The organism is Rhodococcus sp. SMB37 (assembly GCF_004345605.1).
Taxonomy (GTDB): domain Bacteria; phylum Actinomycetota; class Actinomycetes; order Mycobacteriales; family Mycobacteriaceae; genus Rhodococcus.
In genome coordinates this window covers 55281-71429 of sequence record NZ_SLVY01000019.1, presented here as the reverse complement: position 1 = coordinate 71429, position 16149 = coordinate 55281, and the positions used below count along the sequence as shown (strand labels likewise).

The window sequence follows — 16149 nt, the reverse complement described above, 5'->3', positions numbered from 1 at the left end:
CCGCACCGCCCGCCCCACCGGGTCCTGATTCTCATGGAGGATCCGGCGGTCGAGCGGGCGGTGCGGACCGCCGTCGGCGATGCCGGCTCCGTTCTCGTACCCGCCGTCCGGACCGCGGAGGAAGTGCGGGCCCTGCTGCCGGACGCCGACATCGTCGTTGCGGACTGGAGTGGGCAGCTGCCGCTCGGTGCCGCCGAGGCCGCGGTGGGCGGACACCTGCAGCTGATCCAGCAGCCCGGCGTCGGCATCTCCTTCATCGACGTCGATTCCTGGACCGAAGTCGGTGTACCCGTTGCCAATACACCCGGTGGTAACGCCGCTTCGGTCGCGGAGTGGGTGGTCGCGGCAACAGCCGACCTGTGTCGTTCGATCAGGTGGTCCGACGCCGAGATGCGTGCCGGACGGTGGCCGCAGGCGTCGATCCTGCAACGCGAGTGTCGTGACCTCGGCGAACGCCGGGTCGGGCTCGTCGGCTTCGGCGACATCAACCGGCGCTGCGGCGCGCTCTTCCAGGCATTCGGATGTGACGTCGTATACACCTCGCGGCACCCCGACCCTGGTTCTCCGCTGCGACACCGGCCGCTCGATGACCTCCTCGCGCGCTCGGACGTGCTCGTGGTCGCAGTCCCGCTCACCGCACAGACCCACAGGTTGATCGCCGCACCGGAGCTGGCGCTGCTACCACCGGAATCCTTGGTGGTCAACGTTGCTCGCGGTCCGGTCGTCGACGAGGCTGCGCTCGCCGCTGCAATTCGCTCCGGATCCGTGGCCGGGGCCGCGCTGGATGTCTTTGCGCGCGAACCGCTCGAGTCCGACAGTGCGCTGTTCGAGCTGGACAATGTCCTGCTGAGCCCGCATGTCGCCGGTGGTAGTTCGACGGCCCGTCGACGTATGTACAAGATGACTGCGGCCAATGTCGCACGGGTGTGCCGCGACGAACTGCCGCTATGGACGCTAGGGTGATTCGCTTCCGACCCGCGGAAACGGCTCGATAGGTTGCAGGCCAAGTTCAGTAAATTTGGTAACTTTATACTCATGGACTCCCGAGATCGGAAGGATGCGGCGGCAGTGCCCGCACACGCACAAGACCGGAAGTCGCCAGTCTCCGACCCGGGCAGCCTGCGCTGGCGGCGACTCGCCGAGATGGTGGCAGACCAGATCCGCGAGCGGATCTTGCGCGGCGATCTGAACGAGGGCGACCTCCTGCCGAAGGAAGCCGAACTGCGCGAGCAGTACCCGGTCAACGTCCAGTCCCTACGTGAGGCCCTGCGCATTCTCGAGGCCGAGGGTCTCGTCCGTGTCCGCCGCGGTAACCGGGGCGGAGCCGTCGTGCACCGGCCCACCCCCGGAAACGTTGCCTACAGCCTCTCGATGGTGCTCGCGATGTCGGGAACGGACATCGACGACGTCGGTCGCGCGCTGCACGAGGTCGAGCCGATGTGCGCGGCGCTGTGCGCGGAACGCGGAGACCGTGCCACCGAGGTGGTTCCGGTTCTGCGCGCCCTGCACGAGGAATCACTGTCGAAAGTCGACGATCTTGTTGCCGCGACCGCACTCTCGCGACGGTTTCACGAATCCGTGGTGAAGCTGTGCGGAAACCGGTCGTTGATCGTGCTGGCTGGAGCCCTCGAGGCCCTGTGGTCGAGCCACGTCACGGATTGGGCAAGCGAGCGAGCGGACCCGGAACGGATTCCGCCGGCAGAACGGACCCAGGCGCTGGCCGTACACGGCCAGATCCTGCAGTGCATCGAGGACGGCGACGCCGCATCGGCGCGGGTGATCGCGGCCCGGCATCTCCGAGATGTACAAACCTATCCGCACGACCCGGACCGACCTGCGGTCTCGCTCGATCCCGCGGTCGCGCGGGACCGCCTGTTCTTCGGCTGAGCGGGCCCGACCGGAAGGCCGGACCCGCCCAGCACTCGGTCAGAAGCTGTTCGGATCGTCGATCACGCTCTGCGGCACTGGATGCCGGTACAGCTTGGATGCGTTCTCCCATGTGATCTTGCGTAGCTCGTCGGCAGAGAGTCCCTTCATGGACTCACTGACGACCTCCATGGTCCGGGGCCACAGGCTGTCGCTGTGCGGGTAGTCCTCCTCCAGCAGGATGTGGTCGATCCCGATCCGGTCACGCAGAACCATCGTCGACGGATCCTCCACGGCGCAGAACCAGAAGTTCCGCTTCAGCACGTCCGCTGGGGAGATGTCGATGCCTTCCCATGTGCCGTACATCGACGAGTAGGTGTTCATGTGATCGAGACGGTCGAGAAGTGCAGGAACCCAACCGATTCCACCTTCCGACATTACGATCTTGATATTCGGGAAGCGCACCGGGATCTTCGAGAACAACCAGTCGACGGTCGCGAACATGGCATAGCCGAAGAACAACGTGCCGGACACATCAGGCGGAGCGTCCTCCGATGTACTCGGCGACGTGCTGGACGAGCCGATGTGCAGGTTGATGACGGTCTCGGTCTCCTCGCACGCCCGCATGATCGGGTCCCAGTGACCCGAGTGCACGGACGGCAGCCCGAGGGCGTGGGGACCCTCGGAGAAGGTCACCGCCTTGAAGCCCCGCTCGGCGTTGCGGTAGATCTCCTGCGCACCGATCTCGGGGTCGAGGAAATACGGGATCTGGCAGGGGATGATCCGGTCCGGATACGGGCCCGCCCATCCCTCGAGGTGCCAGTCGTTGTAGGCGCGCGTCGCAGCAAGCGCCAGTTCCTGGTCATTGGTGCTCAGCTGTAGACGCTGGCCGGCGAATCCGGGGAGGAACGACGGGAAGTTCAGGGACGCATACACACCCGAGAGGTTCATGTCCTTGACACGGTGGTGGATGTCCCACGAACCACGGCGCATATCCTCGAAGCGCTGCGGGTCGAAACCCCACTCGTCGACCGGGCGTCCGACGACCGCATTGAAGCCGACGTTCGGGATCTCCTTACCGTCGTACACCCAGATATCCGCGCCGTCGCGGTGGATGACCTTGGGTGCTCGGTCGGCGAGCTTCGCCGGCAGACGACCTTCGAACGCGTCCTTGGGCTCGACGATGTGATCATCGACGGAGATGAAGGGGAAAGGCCGGTGCGCCCTCTCCGGTTCGGGCAGGAAGGTCACCTTTCCCTTGACGTTCTGGGTGAAGTCGGTGTTGTGGATCAGTTCGTCGAGATTGGCCATCTCGCACGCTCCTCAATTGTCGGGGGTCGGCGAATCCGGCTGCGTTACCTACGCAGCCGCAAATTTTGGGGTATGGAAGTCTTCAGTCGAGAACGTCGAGGTCGGTCCGGAGCAGCTTGCGCACGGCGCCGGCCCAGTAGACACCGGCCGCTCGCTCGACGAGCGCCTTCTGCATCGCGACTCGAATGCTCTTCTCGATCGGCAGTGGGTCCTTGCCGAGCAGCAGGATGTCGTACGCCAGCCGGCAGAACCGGTCGATCGAGGCTGCGCGGTAGACCGCGAGTTCGATCGTGTCGGCGGTGGTGATGATGCCGTGGCTGGCGAGGATGACGTTGTTGCGGTCGCCGATCTGGTCGGCGAGACCCCGACCGAGCTCGGCGTCGTTGATCTCACCGTCGTACTCGTCGACCAGGGACAGGTCGTCGTCGTACAGACTGCCGGTCTGGTGCGCGATCATCGGCAGAACACCGACAGCGGCCAGCACGGTCACGTAGTACGGGTGGTTGTGGATGACCACCCGGGCGTCCGGACGACGCCGGTGCAGTTCGGTGTGGATGTGGTAAGCGGGCGTGACATCCCACTTGCCCTCGATCACAGCACCGTTCGCGTCCACACGGCACACATCGGAAGCCGCGACCTCGTCCCACCACAGCCCCCACGGGTTGATCAGGAGGCTGTCGTCGTCCCGATCGGCCCAGGTGATGTGGCCGGCCATGTTTTCACTGAAGCCGTCGCGCGCCAGAATCCGGAACGCGCAGGCGAGTTTCTGCTCGTTGTTGAGATCGACCCCGATCGGAGGCGTGGCACGCGGTCGCCACTCACCCATCGAATCCGGACCACCTTCAATGGCCGTCGATTCGTCGTACACGGTCACAGCGCCTCCATGGGGTGAGATTGGGGTCACAGATTCGGACGTGTCGGAACTCTATCTTACAAAAGATACTGATGTAAGCCCTCGCACCGGGGAACCCCACGCCGTCGACGAACAGCACCCAGCCCCGCACCCGCGACCACCGACCGGCCCCCAGGTCCCCCGATCTGCACACATACCGTGCAGCCCGAGTCGTCAGAGATGCACATCGCGCATCCCACGTCCCGCCATAGCCAGCCAAACGCTTGATTGACATATTTTGCGGATCGCCCTAAATTTGTGATGCTCGCCATACAGCGCGCAGTCCTCCGTGTTCTCGTGCCCCTCGTCCCGATTCCGAATCGGGCAGGAGCAGAAAACCGAGGAACCTCACACGACGGCACCGGGTCCCCTCCAACAACCGTCCAGCGCTGAGACTGCTCCGCCCTTCCCACTGCCCCACCGCACCCCTCCCGACAAGGAGAACCGGCATGACCGCCTCACCAACACAGAACGATCCTGCGGAGAGTCCGACGCCGGCGATCCGATCCCGGGTCAAGGGCCGGGCTCGGATGATTCTGGCCGTCAATATGGGAAACACGTTGGAGTGGTTCGACTGGACCGTGTTCGCGATTTTCGCGGTCTACTTCTCCAACCAGTTCTTTCACTCGACCAACGAGGTGTCGAACCTGTTGTCGACGATGGCGGTGTTCGCGGTCGGGTTCGTCATGCGCCCGATCGGCGGCCTGATCTTCGGGTTGGTCGCCGATCGGCGCGGACGGAAATTCGTCATGGTGCTGACCATGACACTGGTCGCAGCATCGAGTGTCCTGATCGCGATCGCGCCCACCTACGAGCGGATCGGCGTGTTCGCGTCGCTGTGGCTGCTCGTCGTCCGCTGCATCCAGGGCGTAGCACACGGCGGTGAGCAGGGCGGGTCATACACCTATATCGCCGAGGTGGCGCGGCCCGACAACCGCGCACTGTGGGGTACCACGGTCATCATGTCCACCGTCGGAGGAACGGTGCTCGCCACCCTCCTCGGCGCGGTGATGCGTACCGCGATCGACTCCCAGGCGATGGCCGACTGGGGCTGGCGCATCCCGTTCCTGATCGGCGGTGCGCTCGGATTCTTCGCGCTCTACCTGCGTCGCGGCCTCGAGGAATCCGCAGCTTTCGCCGACCAGGCCGCGAGCACCGGGACACCGTCGTCGGCACGCTCCGCGCTCCGCGACATCTGGGCGCAGCGGACCTCGATCCTGCGCGTCGTTCTCCTCGTCGGCGGCACATCGGTCTTCTCGTACACCTGGTCGGTCAACGCTCCCGCGTACGCCATCAGCTTCCACCACGTGAACGACAAACTTGCGATGTGGGCCGGCGTGGTCGCCAACATCGTCTTCATCCTCGCTCTCCCACTCGCGGCACTCCTCGCCGACCGATTCGGACGTCGTCCCAACAACATCGCGTGGGGACTGCTGGTGGCCTTGCTCGCCTTCCCCCTGTCGGGCATGCTCGACGGTTCGGCTCTCACCCTGGTCGTGGCGATGTCCCTGGCGCTCGTCATCCAGGCGCTCGCGGCCAGTACACAGGTCGCCTGGTTCGCCGAATTGTTCTCCACGAAGTCCCGCGCCGCAGGTACGGGAATCGCGGTGTCGCTCGCGGCTGCGATCTTCGGAGGTACCGCGCCGTACCTCAATTCGTGGCTGACCTCCCGCGGTACGCCGGACCTGTTCACCTGGTACGTCATCGTGCTCGCACTGGCTGTTGCCGCCGCCGCCTACTTCACCCAGGAGACCAAAGGCCTCGCCCTCACCGCGGTGACGGACACACCGAGCGAAACCAGTGTCAGCCCGGGCTGACTGCCCGGCCCGACGCATCGACCAACGAGACCGAGACCGAGACCGAAAGAAGCTGACATGGTTGACAACACCCGTACCGTCGAATTCTCCCGGATGGACGACGCCACCGCCGCGGAGATGGAACTGATCCGGGACGAGGCCGCGGTCCATCGTCGCGACCACTGGCTCGCGACGGTTGTGCGTCTGCTCGAGTCGATGAAGGGCTACACCTTCGGTTACCGCGTCGATCGCTACGAGCACTCGTTGCAGTCCGCGACCCGTGCACACCGGGAGGGTGCCCGCGTCGATCTCGTGGTGGCCGCCCTCCTACACGACATCGGCGACGATCTCTGCCCGGACAATCACAGCGAGGTCGCTGCCGCGATCCTGCGGCCGGTGCTCGACGACGAGGCGGTGTGGATCGTCAAACACCACGGTGTCTTCCAGACCTACCATTACGGCGACAAGCTCGGGATTCCGACCGACAGTCGTGACCGGTATCGAGACTCCCCCTACTTCGACACCTGCGCCCACTTCTGCGGAGCATGGGACCAGGAGTCGTTCGACCCCGACTACGACACCGAACCCCTCGAGTTCTTCATGCCGATGCTCGAGGAGGTCTTCTCCCGCCCACCGCGCACGTGGGGGGATCAGGACCTGGTGTGGTCGAAAGAGGTCTCCGGGGACCCGCAGTCCGAGTAACTCCGCACACCCGCCACCCCCGCACAGGAGGAACCAGTCCATGAGTTCGATCGACGCGGCGACTGCACGGCAGTACGTCGAGTCGGGTTGGTGGGGCATCGACCCGCTGCACGAGATCGTGCAGGTACAAGCCGTTGCCACTCCCGAGCGCTCCGAGACATCGGACGGAAGGCTGAACACATCCGGCCGTCGACCAGCTGCTCCGCGCTCGTCGGGCGGCAAGTTCGGCAGGCGCGATATCCGCCGGGTGGCGCTCGAATCCGTAACGGCCGCATCACCGAATGTGATCGCGTCGTGACCAGGGTCAAGACCGTCGACGTCTTTACGTGCCGGGAAATCCTTCGGATCCGGTCCGGAATCGAACAGTACGCGCCCCCGGACGGATTCGGCGAGTACTACTGGTCCGAACTGCTCAGGGACTGTGCCGAATCCGACGCTCTCGAGGCCACCTGGGCGCACTACCGCACAAAGACACGGCCGTTGGCCCCCGCAGACATTCTCGGGGAGGTCGAGTCGAGACGCGCACCGCGGGTGGCGATGGTTGCAAGGGTCGCCGATCGCCTGCTCGACGAACGCACACAGTTCGGCTGGACCTCCGAGCAGCTCACCCAGTGGCAAACCACCTTCGAAACCGAGATCGGTAGAGGGGCCGACATCGAGGACGCGCGCGACTGCGCGGATGTCGACGTGTGCGGCGCCGCCGATTCAGGCGACAACGCCGCCGCAGAGATCGTGCCTTCGATGGCCCTGCCCCTCCCGCCGCTGACTGAGCCCAGCCACTTCATTCATTCGACCACACCGACGGACAGGACACCGCTTTTCGTGAAGCTCGGACTCTTCCTCGACATGCGCAACCCGACCCGATGGGAACGCCCCCGCGCTGAGCACTACGGTGCGATGCTCGATCGGGTTGCCTGGGCCGAGCAACTCGGCGCAAATTCGGTGTGGCTGACAGAGCACCACTTCTTCGAGGACGGCTACCTACCGCAACCGCTCACCCTCGCCGCCGCGATCGCCGCCCGAACCGAGCGCATCAGGATCGGCACGGCCGTCCTGCTCGCGCCCCACCGCCATCCCGTCCACATCGCGGAAGAGGCCGCGCTCGTAGACCTGGTCTCGGGCGGGCGACTCGAACTCGGGCTCGGCGCCGGGTGGTCCTCAGAGGAATTCGACGCATTCGGATCGGACTTTCGCACCCGCTACGACGTCACCGACACAGTGTTCGCCGCGGTGCGGAATCTACTGTCGGATGGCGGTGTCACGCCGGGACCGGCGCAGGCACCGGTGCCGATGTGGCTCGGATATCAGGGGCCCCGCGGCGCCGCCCGGGCCGGACGTCTCGGAGCCGGACTACTCTCGCTCGACCCGGCTCTGTCGGCGCCGTACCTCACCGGTCTCGAGGAGGGCGGCCACGGCGCGGGCGCGGCCCGCCGCGGTGGCATGCTCAACATCATTGTGGCCGATGATCCCGAGGCGACTACAAGACGACTGATCCCGCATTTCGCACACCAACAGGCAACATATGCGAGCAGGCGTGGTGATGTGCGCAGCGCCACCGATCTGGAGATCGAGTTGATCGCCGAATTCGATCTGACGGGGGCGATGCCGGGGCTGACCGTCGCCACACCCGAGGTGGCGGCCCATGAGATCCGTCTCCGAACTCATTCCATGCCAGTGGAGCACGTCTATCTGTGGGCCGGGCTCCCGGGGATGCCCGACGCGCTGGTCGACCGCCACGTGGAACTGCTATTCACCCGGGTCGCGCCGGCACTCGCCGAGGCAGCACAATGCTAGGCCGCAAGGTGTTCTTCTCGTTCACCCAGGTGGTAGACCCGACTTCGCACGCGGAGTACAACGCTTGGCACCAGCTCGACCATCGGCCCGAAAATCTGGCTCTGGACGGTGTCGTCCACGGCGAGCGGTGGGTGCACAGCCCGGACTGCGCAGAATCCACCCGGACCTGCGAAGCGCTCGACGGAGTGCACTACGTCAACAGTTACTGGTTCCGGGACCCCGTCGACGAGAGCCTCGCCCAATGGCAAGACCTCGCGGTCCGGACGTTCCAAATGGGACGGCGACCCGATGTCCGCCTCAGTCGGCGTCTGGTGATGGGCACCTTCATGCCGGTCAAGGGCTACGTGAGCCCGCGTTGCCTGGTCAGCGCGGACGCGCTGCCGATGCGTCCGAACCGGGGAATCTCGCTGGTCGCGACTCGGGTCCAGGACCCCAACGGCAGTGTGAGCGAGCAGTTCTTTGCCAGGCAGGACCGCGAAGTAATACCGGCCCTGCTGGAATGCGAGGAGGTCGCCGGGGTGTGGACCTTCTCGAGCTACAGCACCACACTCGACGTGGGACGCGATTCGGACGACGGGGTCACGTTCGCAGAGGACGACCGCACTTCATCGGGTCAGGTGCGGATCGTGATGGTGTTTCTCGACGGAGACCCAGCCCTGTATCTGGCCGATCGGGCACGGCGCGGGATCGAGCTCGAGCCGAAACCGCTCGAACAAGGCTTCGAACTCTTGTTCGCCGGGGTACTACGCAACATCGAGCCTTGGAACTGGACATGGTTCGACTCGTGAGAAGGCAGTTCCCCGCATCACACCCCTACCGGTAGCAACTCGACCCCACCTGGGTCGCATGCTCGGCAAACGTGGCCACAACGAGCGAAGAGCGCATTGACGTGGCTCAGGTAAACAGCCCTGACCTGCTGATAGCCTCGAATGCGGCGGCGCATGCACAGATCGTCAGACCCGAACACGAGAGGTGAACAGTGACAGCCAGTCGGCGTCAGAAGATCCTGGCCGAATCGGCTCGGCTTTTTTCCGAACGAGGAATGTCAGCCACCACAATCCGCGAGATCGCCGACGCGGTCGGGCTGAATTCCGGGACGCTGTACCACTACTTCAGTTCCAAGGATGCCATCGTTTCCGAGATCCTGAGGAGTTTCCTGACGGACCTGGTATGCAACTACGAGAGCGTCCGGGCCGAGCCCGAGACGGCCCGCCATCGTCTCGGGCTCATGGTCCGAGTCTCACTCGAAGTCGCAGACCAGCATCCCTACGCCACAGAGATCTATCAGAACGAGATCGAGAACCTCGGTGCGCTCCCCGAGTACACGGAGATCGCCGGTTCCGTCGAATCCTCGCACCGGGCATGGTTCGACGTTGTCGATGAAGGAGTACGCAATGGTGAATTCAATTCCGGTATAGACGTATTCGAGTTCCAGCGGATGATGCGAGAGTGCGTTTTCCAGTCGGTCAGATGGCACCGAGACACCCTCGCCGCCGACATCGAATCGATAACCGCCACTGTCACATCGGTTTTCTTCGACGGGTTCGCCCCGGCACGAACCGAATCAACCACCGTGACGCCGCCCCCGTCGCCGACGAAGGTGAAGCGCGAACCGGCGCCCGCCGAACCACCCATCGACACAGTGGACGACCTCCGCTCCGAACTGGACGAGCTACGCTCCGATATGCGTGCCATGCGCGGTCTTATGGAATCGTTGTCCAAGTCTCGCAACGCGAATGGCAACACCGCTACCGACGACTGACTTGCTGACCGGGCGGGCATACCGACAGGTCTCTACCAACCCGCCACTCGTGCGGCGGAGCGTGAATTCACCCTGACTACGGCACTACGGCCCAACAGCAGAGACTTTCTCGAGCCGCGACGGTTCCTTGGGAGGTTCCGGCATGTCGTCGTCACCGAGCATGCTCTCGTCGAACGGCACCCGGCCCGACAGCACCTCATCGACGCGCTCGCGGTCGACCGAGCGAGTCCACGTGCCGATCAGCAGCGTCGCGACGGCGTTGCCGGAGAAGTTGGTGACGGCGCGCGCCTCCGACATGAATCGGTCGACACCCACGATCAGCCCGACACCGTCGAGCAGATCCGGCCGGTGACTCTGCAGGCCGCCCGCCAATGTCGCGAGACCGGCGCCGGTGACTCCCGCAGCACCCTTCGACGCGATGACCATGAACACAAGCAGCGACACCTGCTCCGACAACATGAGCGGACTGCCCATGGCGTCGGCGACGAACAGCGCAGCCATCGTCAGATAGATGGCGGTGCCGTCGAGGTTGAACGAGTAGCCCGTGGGCACCACGACACCGACCGTCGTGCGCTCGACACCGAGGTGCTCCATCTTGGCGATCAGACGAGGCAGAGCGGACTCCGACGACGAAGTCGCGAAGATCAGCAGATACTCGCGGGCGAGGTACCGGACGAGCTTGAAGACAGAGACTCCGGCGACGGCCTTGAGCAGCGAGCCGAGCACACCGAACACGAACACCAGGCACGTGAGGTAGAAGGCAAGCATCAGAGCGCCCAGCTGCACCACCGCGTTCAGGCCTGTCTGACCGACCACGTTCGCGATCGCACCGAACGCGCCGATCGGGGCGAGCCACAAGATCATCGTCAGGATCTTGAACACGAGCTTCTGGACATGCGCGACACCGCGCAGAATCGGCTCTCCGGACTTCCCGATGCCCTGGATCGCGAATCCGACGAGCAACGCCACGAACAGGGTCTGCAACACGCTACCGGCGGTGAGAGCGGACAGCAGCGACGTGGGGATGATCGAGGCGATGAAATCGGCGGTGCCGCCCGCGGCGTGCGCCTGCTCGGCGAGTGCGGCACCCGAGCCTGTGGTCTCCGGGTCCAGCGTCAGACCCGAACCCGGATCGAGAAGGTTGCCGACGCCGAGACCGATCGCGAGAGCGACCGTCGACATTCCGATGAAGTAGATCAGGGCGAGACCGCCGATGCGTCCGACGCTGGCCGCGGCGCGCACCGATCCGATGCCGAGCACGATCGTGCAGAAGATGACCGGGCTGATCATCATCTTGATGAGATCGACGAACATGGTGCCGAGGACACCGAGCGACTTACCCGTTTCCGGGGCCAACCATCCGACGACCACCCCGGCGACCACCGCGACGATGACGCCGATATACAGCCAGTGGGTACGGTCGCGGCGTGTGGAACCGCTCTTACTGATGCTCATTGTGCGCCCTTCGCGTCTGGTGACCGGAGTCACGTCCACCCTGGAAAATGGTGGTACCCGGAAAGCCGCGGGAGAAGATTGCGTGCATTGAGTTCATGCACGTCGAATGCGCGAGGACATATGCCGGAACCCCGACAGCACCGCCCACTCAGCGTCGCCCGACAGCTGCTGATCCTGCAGCTGGTGGTGTTCACTGTGATGGTCGTGGCGGCCGGAGCCCTGTTCATCGTCGACGAACGCCGTGAGGCGGACCGGGCAACGAGCAGAGAAGTGATCGAGATCGCCGATACCATCGCGCGGTTTCCCGAGGTCGCAGAGGGCATCTCCGCCGGTGACCCCGTGGGGACGCTGCAAGAGCGGGCCGAGGAAGTGCGCGCCGCGACCGGCGTCGACTTCGTGGTGGTGATGACCGAGGACGCGATCCGGCTCACGCACCCGACTCCGGAGGAGATCGGACGCCCGTTCACAGGGAACACCGAGTCGGCACGCGCGGGCGAGACCTTCGCCGAGACGTACACCGGGTCGCTCGGCCCGTCCATCCGTGCGGTCGCGCCGGTCTACGGTCAGGATGAAGAACTCGTCGGCTTCGTGTCCGTCGGAGTGACCCGGCAGCGGATCTGGCAGGGCTTCCTGGACGGTCTTCCGACCATCATCGGTGTGGTTGCGGCCGGGGTCGCGGTCAGCGCGGCGGGTGCCTATCTCATCGCTCGCCGGTTGCGGAGGCAGACGCTGGGACTCGACCCCCGGCAGCTACGTCTGCTCTACGAGCACCACGACGCCGTCCTCCACTCCATCGGCGAAGGTCTGCTGGTGTTCGGTACCGACGCTTCCTCCCAACCGCGGATCGACGTGATCAACGACGAAGCCCGCCGCCTGCTCGAAGTTCCTTCCGACCGCGCCGCACGATTCGACGACCTCCCCGAAACCCTCCGGGAGCTTGCCCGCCGGGGCGACGACGTGCGCGACGAAATGCATGTGACCGGAAACCGGGTGCTCGTGGTCAACAGTGACGCAGTGCTCTGGGAAGGACGACGACTGGGCGCCGTGGTCACGCTCCGCGACCACACCGAACTGCAGAACGTCCTGGGCGAACTCGATTCTGTGCGGGGGTTCGCGGAGTCCCTGCGAACCCAGGCGCACGAATCGGCGAACCGGCTGCACACGATCGTCACGATGGTGGAGTTGGGTCGCACCGACGAGGCGGTCTCGTTCGCTACCCACGAGCTGGCGTTGTCGCAGTCGCTGATGGATCGCCTCACCACAGCGGTCCGTGAACCTGCTCTGGTTGCGCTGCTGCTCGGAAAGTCCAGCGACGCCTCGACCCGCGGTGTCGCGCTGACCGTCACCGAGGACACCGCGCTCGAGTCCACCCCGCCGATGAGCACCGGGGATCTCGTCACCCTCGTCGGCAATCTCGTCGACAACGCCATCGATGCGTCACGCGCTTCCGACGACCCGTGGGTCGAAGTCGCAATACGGCAGGAGGGGTCGACGATGGTCGTGGAAGTGGCAGACAGCGGACCGGGGATGACCGCGGAGACACTCGCCCACGCGACACAGCGCGGATACTCCACGAAGTCCGATCATCACGGTCTCGGGCTGGCGCTTGTCAGCCAGGTCGTGAACCGGTACCGCGGCACGGTGCACACCGAGTCGTCACTCGCTTCGATGGTCGTCGTCGAGATCCCGATGGGGCCCGGAAGGGACGGTACCGAATCATGATTCGTGTACTCATCGTCGAAGATGAACCTCTCATCGCGGACGCGCACCGCGAATATCTGGGCAGATTACCGGAATTCACGGTTTCCGGTGTCGCACATACAGGGCAGGACGCGTTGCGCACGGTTGCCGCGGCCGCTCACGCGGGTGAACCGATCGACCTCGTACTCCTCGACATCGGACTGCCCGACACCAGCGGACTCGATATCGCGGCCGCGCTCAGCGTGTTCCACCCAAGTCCCGACATCATCGCCGTGACCTCGGCGCGCGAACTCGAGGTGGTGCGCACCGCCGTCGCCCGCGGAATCGTGCTGTATCTGCTCAAGCCGTTCACCTTCGCAGCGCTTCGCGACAAGCTCGAACGCTACGTGTCGTACCGCGAGGCACTCGACAGCGCGGGTAGAGCCGCCGGACAACACGAGATCGATCGCGCGATGGCGGCATTGCGAACATCCGACACACGCGCGTCGAGCCCGAAGGGCATCGCCCCCGCGACACTCGACCGGATCGTCGGCTTCCTCCGAGAGGTCGACGAGCCGTGCACCGCCGCACAGGTAGGTGAAGGGATCGGGGTGTCGCGGGTGACGGCGTGGCGTTATCTCGAACGTCTTGCCGACGACGGCGCGCTCGTGCGACTCACCGAATACGGCAAGGCCGGTCGTCCGCAGGTGCGCTACGCCCGACGAACGTGACGCACCCTGTCAGTGAGTACCGGTGAACTCCACGACCGTCGATCCCCAGCCGATCGCTCCGAAGCGCGGTGTTCCACAGCCTGATTTCGATATCAGAGCGGACAGCTCGGCCTCGGTGCGCTGACCCGATCCGTGGAGACACAATTTCAGGAGGTCGGCCTCGGTGTCGTGGTCGTCGGTGGTCTCCGGGTCGAGCAGATCGGTCACCAGCACGACCCGACGCGCGGATGCACCGAGCGCCCCGATCAGCATTCGCGCGTCAGCATCCGGATGGCAGTCGACCATCTCGACCGCAACGGCCAGGTCGACGGGTGCTGCGAGGGCGGTGAACTCGCTCCCGTCGATACGCCTGATCCGGTCCCGGCGCGACTCCGCAACATCACCCAGATTCCTGGTGTTCTGCGCCGGGAGCCCCACCAGGGAGATCTCGAGGTCCGGCAGCACCCGGGCGAGGTTGTCGGCGTACACCCCGGCGCCCTCTCCGTAGATCGCGACGGTACGTACGCCGTCGAGATCGACGGCATCGGGCAGTGCCGGCGCGCGGTAGACGGATCCGAAGGCGACCTCCTCGTGGAAGCCGTCCACGAACCCGGGATCCTTCTGCTTGTCCGCGAAGCTGTGTCCTGCCGCGGGCGCTCCTGTCCGAACCGATTCGAGCAGTCCGAGGAACGCCATGTCGAGGCGGGTGTGAATCTTGTCGAAGTGCAGAGCCTGACTGGCGAACGCGTCCTGATCGGCCAGGATCGACCCCATCTCGGTGAGCGCGAAGCGCCCCTCGTCCACCGAGACCAGGTCCATCAGCACGAGGTGGCGCAGCAGTTTCGCGGTTGCACCGGGGTGGGTCCTGCACTCGGCGGCGACCGTCTCCGCCGTGTCGGCACCGCCGTCGATCGCCTCGAACAACCCGACGGTGACCGCCGTCCTGATCGCCAACGGGGGCAGCAACTCCGACATCTCGTGCAGCTGCTCGTCCGGGTCGATCTCGACGTCAGCAGCGACCGGTGACGCCGGTCCTGTCTGCGCGACCTCGCGGTGACGCCAGTACCCAGCGATCTCCACGAATTGCTTGGCGATCTCCTTGTCCAGCTTCGCCCAGCGCCGCAGCGGCTTGATCGTCAGAGTCTCGCCCGCGACCCACAGGTACGGCTGCCCCGGCCTCCACTGCGCTGCCTTCACCGTCTCGACCAACCGCGACTCACCGTCGTTCTCGGAGCGGAACAGCCACGTCACGTCCAGGGGCGACTCGCATTTCAGCTCCTGTCGATGCGACGGCTCGGCAACCTCGATCACCACCGTCGCGGGCAGATCCGAGGGGAGTTGCTCGAGGCAGTGCGCGATCGCGGGCAGCGCCGTCTCGTCACCGGCGATCAGCATCCAGTCGACGCCGGCGGGGAGACCGGCCGAGTGCTTCGGCCCTGCCATGAGGACCGTCTCCCCCGGTTGCACGCGATTCGCCCAGTCGGAGGCCAATCCACCCTCGTGCATGGCGAAATCGATCGCCATCTCGCGCGTGTCCTCGTCGAAGGAACGAACCGTGTAGGTCCGGGCGTACTGGAACGATCCCGACGGCCATTCGACAGCGCCGCTGTCGGAATTTCGCGGCACCTCGAACGGCAGTTCTCCGGTCCGGGGGTCGACCGGCAACAGCTTGACGTCGTCGTCGAAACCGCTGGTCCGCACCGCAGGCAACTGAACACCGTCTCGAACATGACTGTCCATCGACGGACCACCGACCGTCACCCGGCGCATGCCGGGAGTGACATCCTCGACTCGGAGGACGTCCACCTCTCGGATACAGATCGGAAATACCTCGACTTCACGGGCGGTCCCAGCCATCGATAGACCTTTCTTTCGAAAATCAGTACTCGCCGAGCGCGACGGCAACCCAGTGTGCCACGGTCGGATCGGCGGCGAGCGTCGGGAAATCGATGTCCGGAACGCCCGCAGACCGCCATCGCTCCACAAGCCCCATGATCCGAATGGAATCCAGCCCCTCGTCGAGCAGATTCAGCTCGTCGCTGATGTACTCGGGCGGCTGATCCAGGGCCGTCGCGATGTCTCCGATGACGGTCTCACGAGTGAGCACAGTGTCGTCCTTCCGATTTCGAATCAGTTTTCTTCTCCGCACCCACCGGCGCCGAGCCGAACCTCAACTTGCTG

Annotated in this window: 15 protein-coding genes; 10 read left to right on the top strand and 5 right to left on the bottom strand. The window is 65.1% G+C overall.

The annotated features are described in order from the left end of the window. Positions 1–33: 33 nt before the first annotated feature. Together EV641_RS24780 and EV641_RS24775 are read left to right on the top strand one after the other, a co-directional pair. On the top strand, positions 34–963 hold the full coding sequence (locus tag EV641_RS24780; protein ID WP_132475391.1) for a 2-hydroxyacid dehydrogenase: 930 nt from the start codon (positions 34–36) through the stop codon (positions 961–963). Between the two features lie 72 nt (positions 964–1035). Then, positions 1036–1887 carry a GntR family transcriptional regulator gene (locus EV641_RS24775; RefSeq protein ID WP_241997452.1) on the top strand — a complete coding sequence of 284 codons (852 nt, stop codon included), beginning with the start codon at positions 1036–1038 and terminating at the stop codon, positions 1885–1887. A 39-nt stretch (positions 1888–1926) separates the two neighbouring features. On the opposite strand, the gene EV641_RS24770 is transcribed toward EV641_RS24775, so the two are convergent. Continuing rightward, positions 1927–3177, bottom strand: coding sequence for an amidohydrolase family protein (locus EV641_RS24770; protein WP_054810437.1), 1251 nt, complete (start codon positions 3175–3177; stop codon positions 1927–1929). A gap of 82 nt (positions 3178–3259) precedes the next feature. Beyond that, positions 3260–4003, bottom strand: coding sequence for a class II aldolase/adducin family protein (locus tag EV641_RS24765; RefSeq protein ID WP_054716787.1), 744 nt, complete (start codon positions 4001–4003; stop codon positions 3260–3262). 515 nt (positions 4004–4518) lie between these two features. Here EV641_RS24765 and EV641_RS24760 point away from each other — a divergent pair. From EV641_RS24760 to EV641_RS24730, 6 genes are all read left to right on the top strand, one after another. Beyond that, positions 4519–5886 (top strand): MFS transporter, encoded by a 1368-nt coding sequence (locus EV641_RS24760; protein WP_241997451.1) that lies wholly within the window; start codon positions 4519–4521, stop codon positions 5884–5886. Between the two features lie 57 nt (positions 5887–5943). Further along, entirely contained in the window at positions 5944–6567 is a 624-nt protein-coding gene (locus tag EV641_RS24755) for an HD domain-containing protein (protein ID WP_054716780.1), read from the top strand. A gap of 40 nt (positions 6568–6607) precedes the next feature. Next, on the top strand, positions 6608–6865 hold the full coding sequence (locus EV641_RS24750; RefSeq protein ID WP_132475388.1) for a hypothetical protein: 258 nt from the start codon (positions 6608–6610) through the stop codon (positions 6863–6865). Then, a complete protein-coding gene (locus EV641_RS29970; RefSeq protein ID WP_241997450.1) occupies positions 6862–8361 on the top strand; it encodes an LLM class flavin-dependent oxidoreductase in 1500 nt (499 codons plus the stop codon). The genes EV641_RS24750 and EV641_RS29970 overlap by 4 nt, the downstream gene beginning before the upstream one ends. After that, positions 8355–9149, top strand: a complete 795-nt coding sequence (locus EV641_RS24735; protein ID WP_132475385.1) for a hypothetical protein — start codon at positions 8355–8357, stop codon at positions 9147–9149. Before EV641_RS29970 ends, EV641_RS24735 begins: the two co-directional genes overlap by 7 nt. A gap of 191 nt (positions 9150–9340) precedes the next feature. Further along, a complete protein-coding gene (locus EV641_RS24730) occupies positions 9341–10123 on the top strand; it encodes a TetR/AcrR family transcriptional regulator (protein ID WP_277874525.1) in 783 nt (260 codons plus the stop codon). Positions 10124–10207: 84 nt separating this feature from the next. On the opposite strand, the gene EV641_RS24725 is transcribed toward EV641_RS24730, so the two are convergent. After that, positions 10208–11578, bottom strand: coding sequence for a cation:dicarboxylase symporter family transporter (locus tag EV641_RS24725; protein ID WP_132475379.1), 1371 nt, complete (start codon positions 11576–11578; stop codon positions 10208–10210). A 120-nt stretch (positions 11579–11698) separates the two neighbouring features. Between EV641_RS24725 and EV641_RS24720 the strand changes: the two genes are divergently transcribed. Both EV641_RS24720 and EV641_RS24715 read left to right on the top strand, forming a co-directional pair. Further along, positions 11699–13300, top strand: coding sequence for a sensor histidine kinase (locus tag EV641_RS24720; protein WP_132475376.1), 1602 nt, complete (start codon positions 11699–11701; stop codon positions 13298–13300). Next, positions 13297–13989, top strand: coding sequence for a response regulator (locus EV641_RS24715; protein WP_054806565.1), 693 nt, complete (start codon positions 13297–13299; stop codon positions 13987–13989). The genes EV641_RS24720 and EV641_RS24715 overlap by 4 nt, the downstream gene beginning before the upstream one ends. A 9-nt stretch (positions 13990–13998) precedes the next feature. On the opposite strand, the gene EV641_RS24710 is transcribed toward EV641_RS24715, so the two are convergent. Beyond that, positions 13999–15825 (bottom strand): siderophore-interacting protein, encoded by a 1827-nt coding sequence (locus EV641_RS24710; protein WP_132475373.1) that lies wholly within the window; start codon positions 15823–15825, stop codon positions 13999–14001. A gap of 22 nt (positions 15826–15847) precedes the next feature. Then, entirely contained in the window at positions 15848–16075 is a 228-nt protein-coding gene (locus EV641_RS24705) for a phosphopantetheine-binding protein (RefSeq protein ID WP_241997449.1), read from the bottom strand. Between the last annotated feature and the right edge of the window lie 74 nt (positions 16076–16149).

Excerpts from the sequence above, each read along its gene's own strand:
- EV641_RS24780 (WP_132475391.1), top strand. The coding sequence starts at position 34 with ATGGAGGATCCGGCGGTCGAGCGGGCGGTGCGGACCGCCGTCGGCGAT.
- EV641_RS24775 (WP_241997452.1), top strand. The coding sequence starts at position 1,036 with ATGGACTCCCGAGATCGGAAGGATGCGGCGGCAGTGCCCGCACACGCA.
- EV641_RS24770 (WP_054810437.1), bottom strand. The coding sequence starts at position 3,177 with ATGGCCAATCTCGACGAACTGATCCACAACACCGACTTCACCCAGAAC.
- EV641_RS24765 (WP_054716787.1), bottom strand. The coding sequence starts at position 4,003 with ATGGGTGAGTGGCGACCGCGTGCCACGCCTCCGATCGGGGTCGATCTC.
- EV641_RS24760 (WP_241997451.1), top strand. The coding sequence starts at position 4,519 with ATGACCGCCTCACCAACACAGAACGATCCTGCGGAGAGTCCGACGCCG.
- EV641_RS24755 (WP_054716780.1), top strand. The coding sequence starts at position 5,944 with ATGGTTGACAACACCCGTACCGTCGAATTCTCCCGGATGGACGACGCC.
- EV641_RS24750 (WP_132475388.1), top strand. The coding sequence starts at position 6,608 with ATGAGTTCGATCGACGCGGCGACTGCACGGCAGTACGTCGAGTCGGGT.
- EV641_RS24735 (WP_132475385.1), top strand. The coding sequence starts at position 8,355 with ATGCTAGGCCGCAAGGTGTTCTTCTCGTTCACCCAGGTGGTAGACCCG.
- EV641_RS24725 (WP_132475379.1), bottom strand. The coding sequence starts at position 11,578 with ATGAGCATCAGTAAGAGCGGTTCCACACGCCGCGACCGTACCCACTGG.
- EV641_RS24720 (WP_132475376.1), top strand. The coding sequence starts at position 11,699 with ATGCCGGAACCCCGACAGCACCGCCCACTCAGCGTCGCCCGACAGCTG.
- EV641_RS24715 (WP_054806565.1), top strand. The coding sequence starts at position 13,297 with ATGATTCGTGTACTCATCGTCGAAGATGAACCTCTCATCGCGGACGCG.
- EV641_RS24710 (WP_132475373.1), bottom strand. The coding sequence starts at position 15,825 with ATGGCTGGGACCGCCCGTGAAGTCGAGGTATTTCCGATCTGTATCCGA.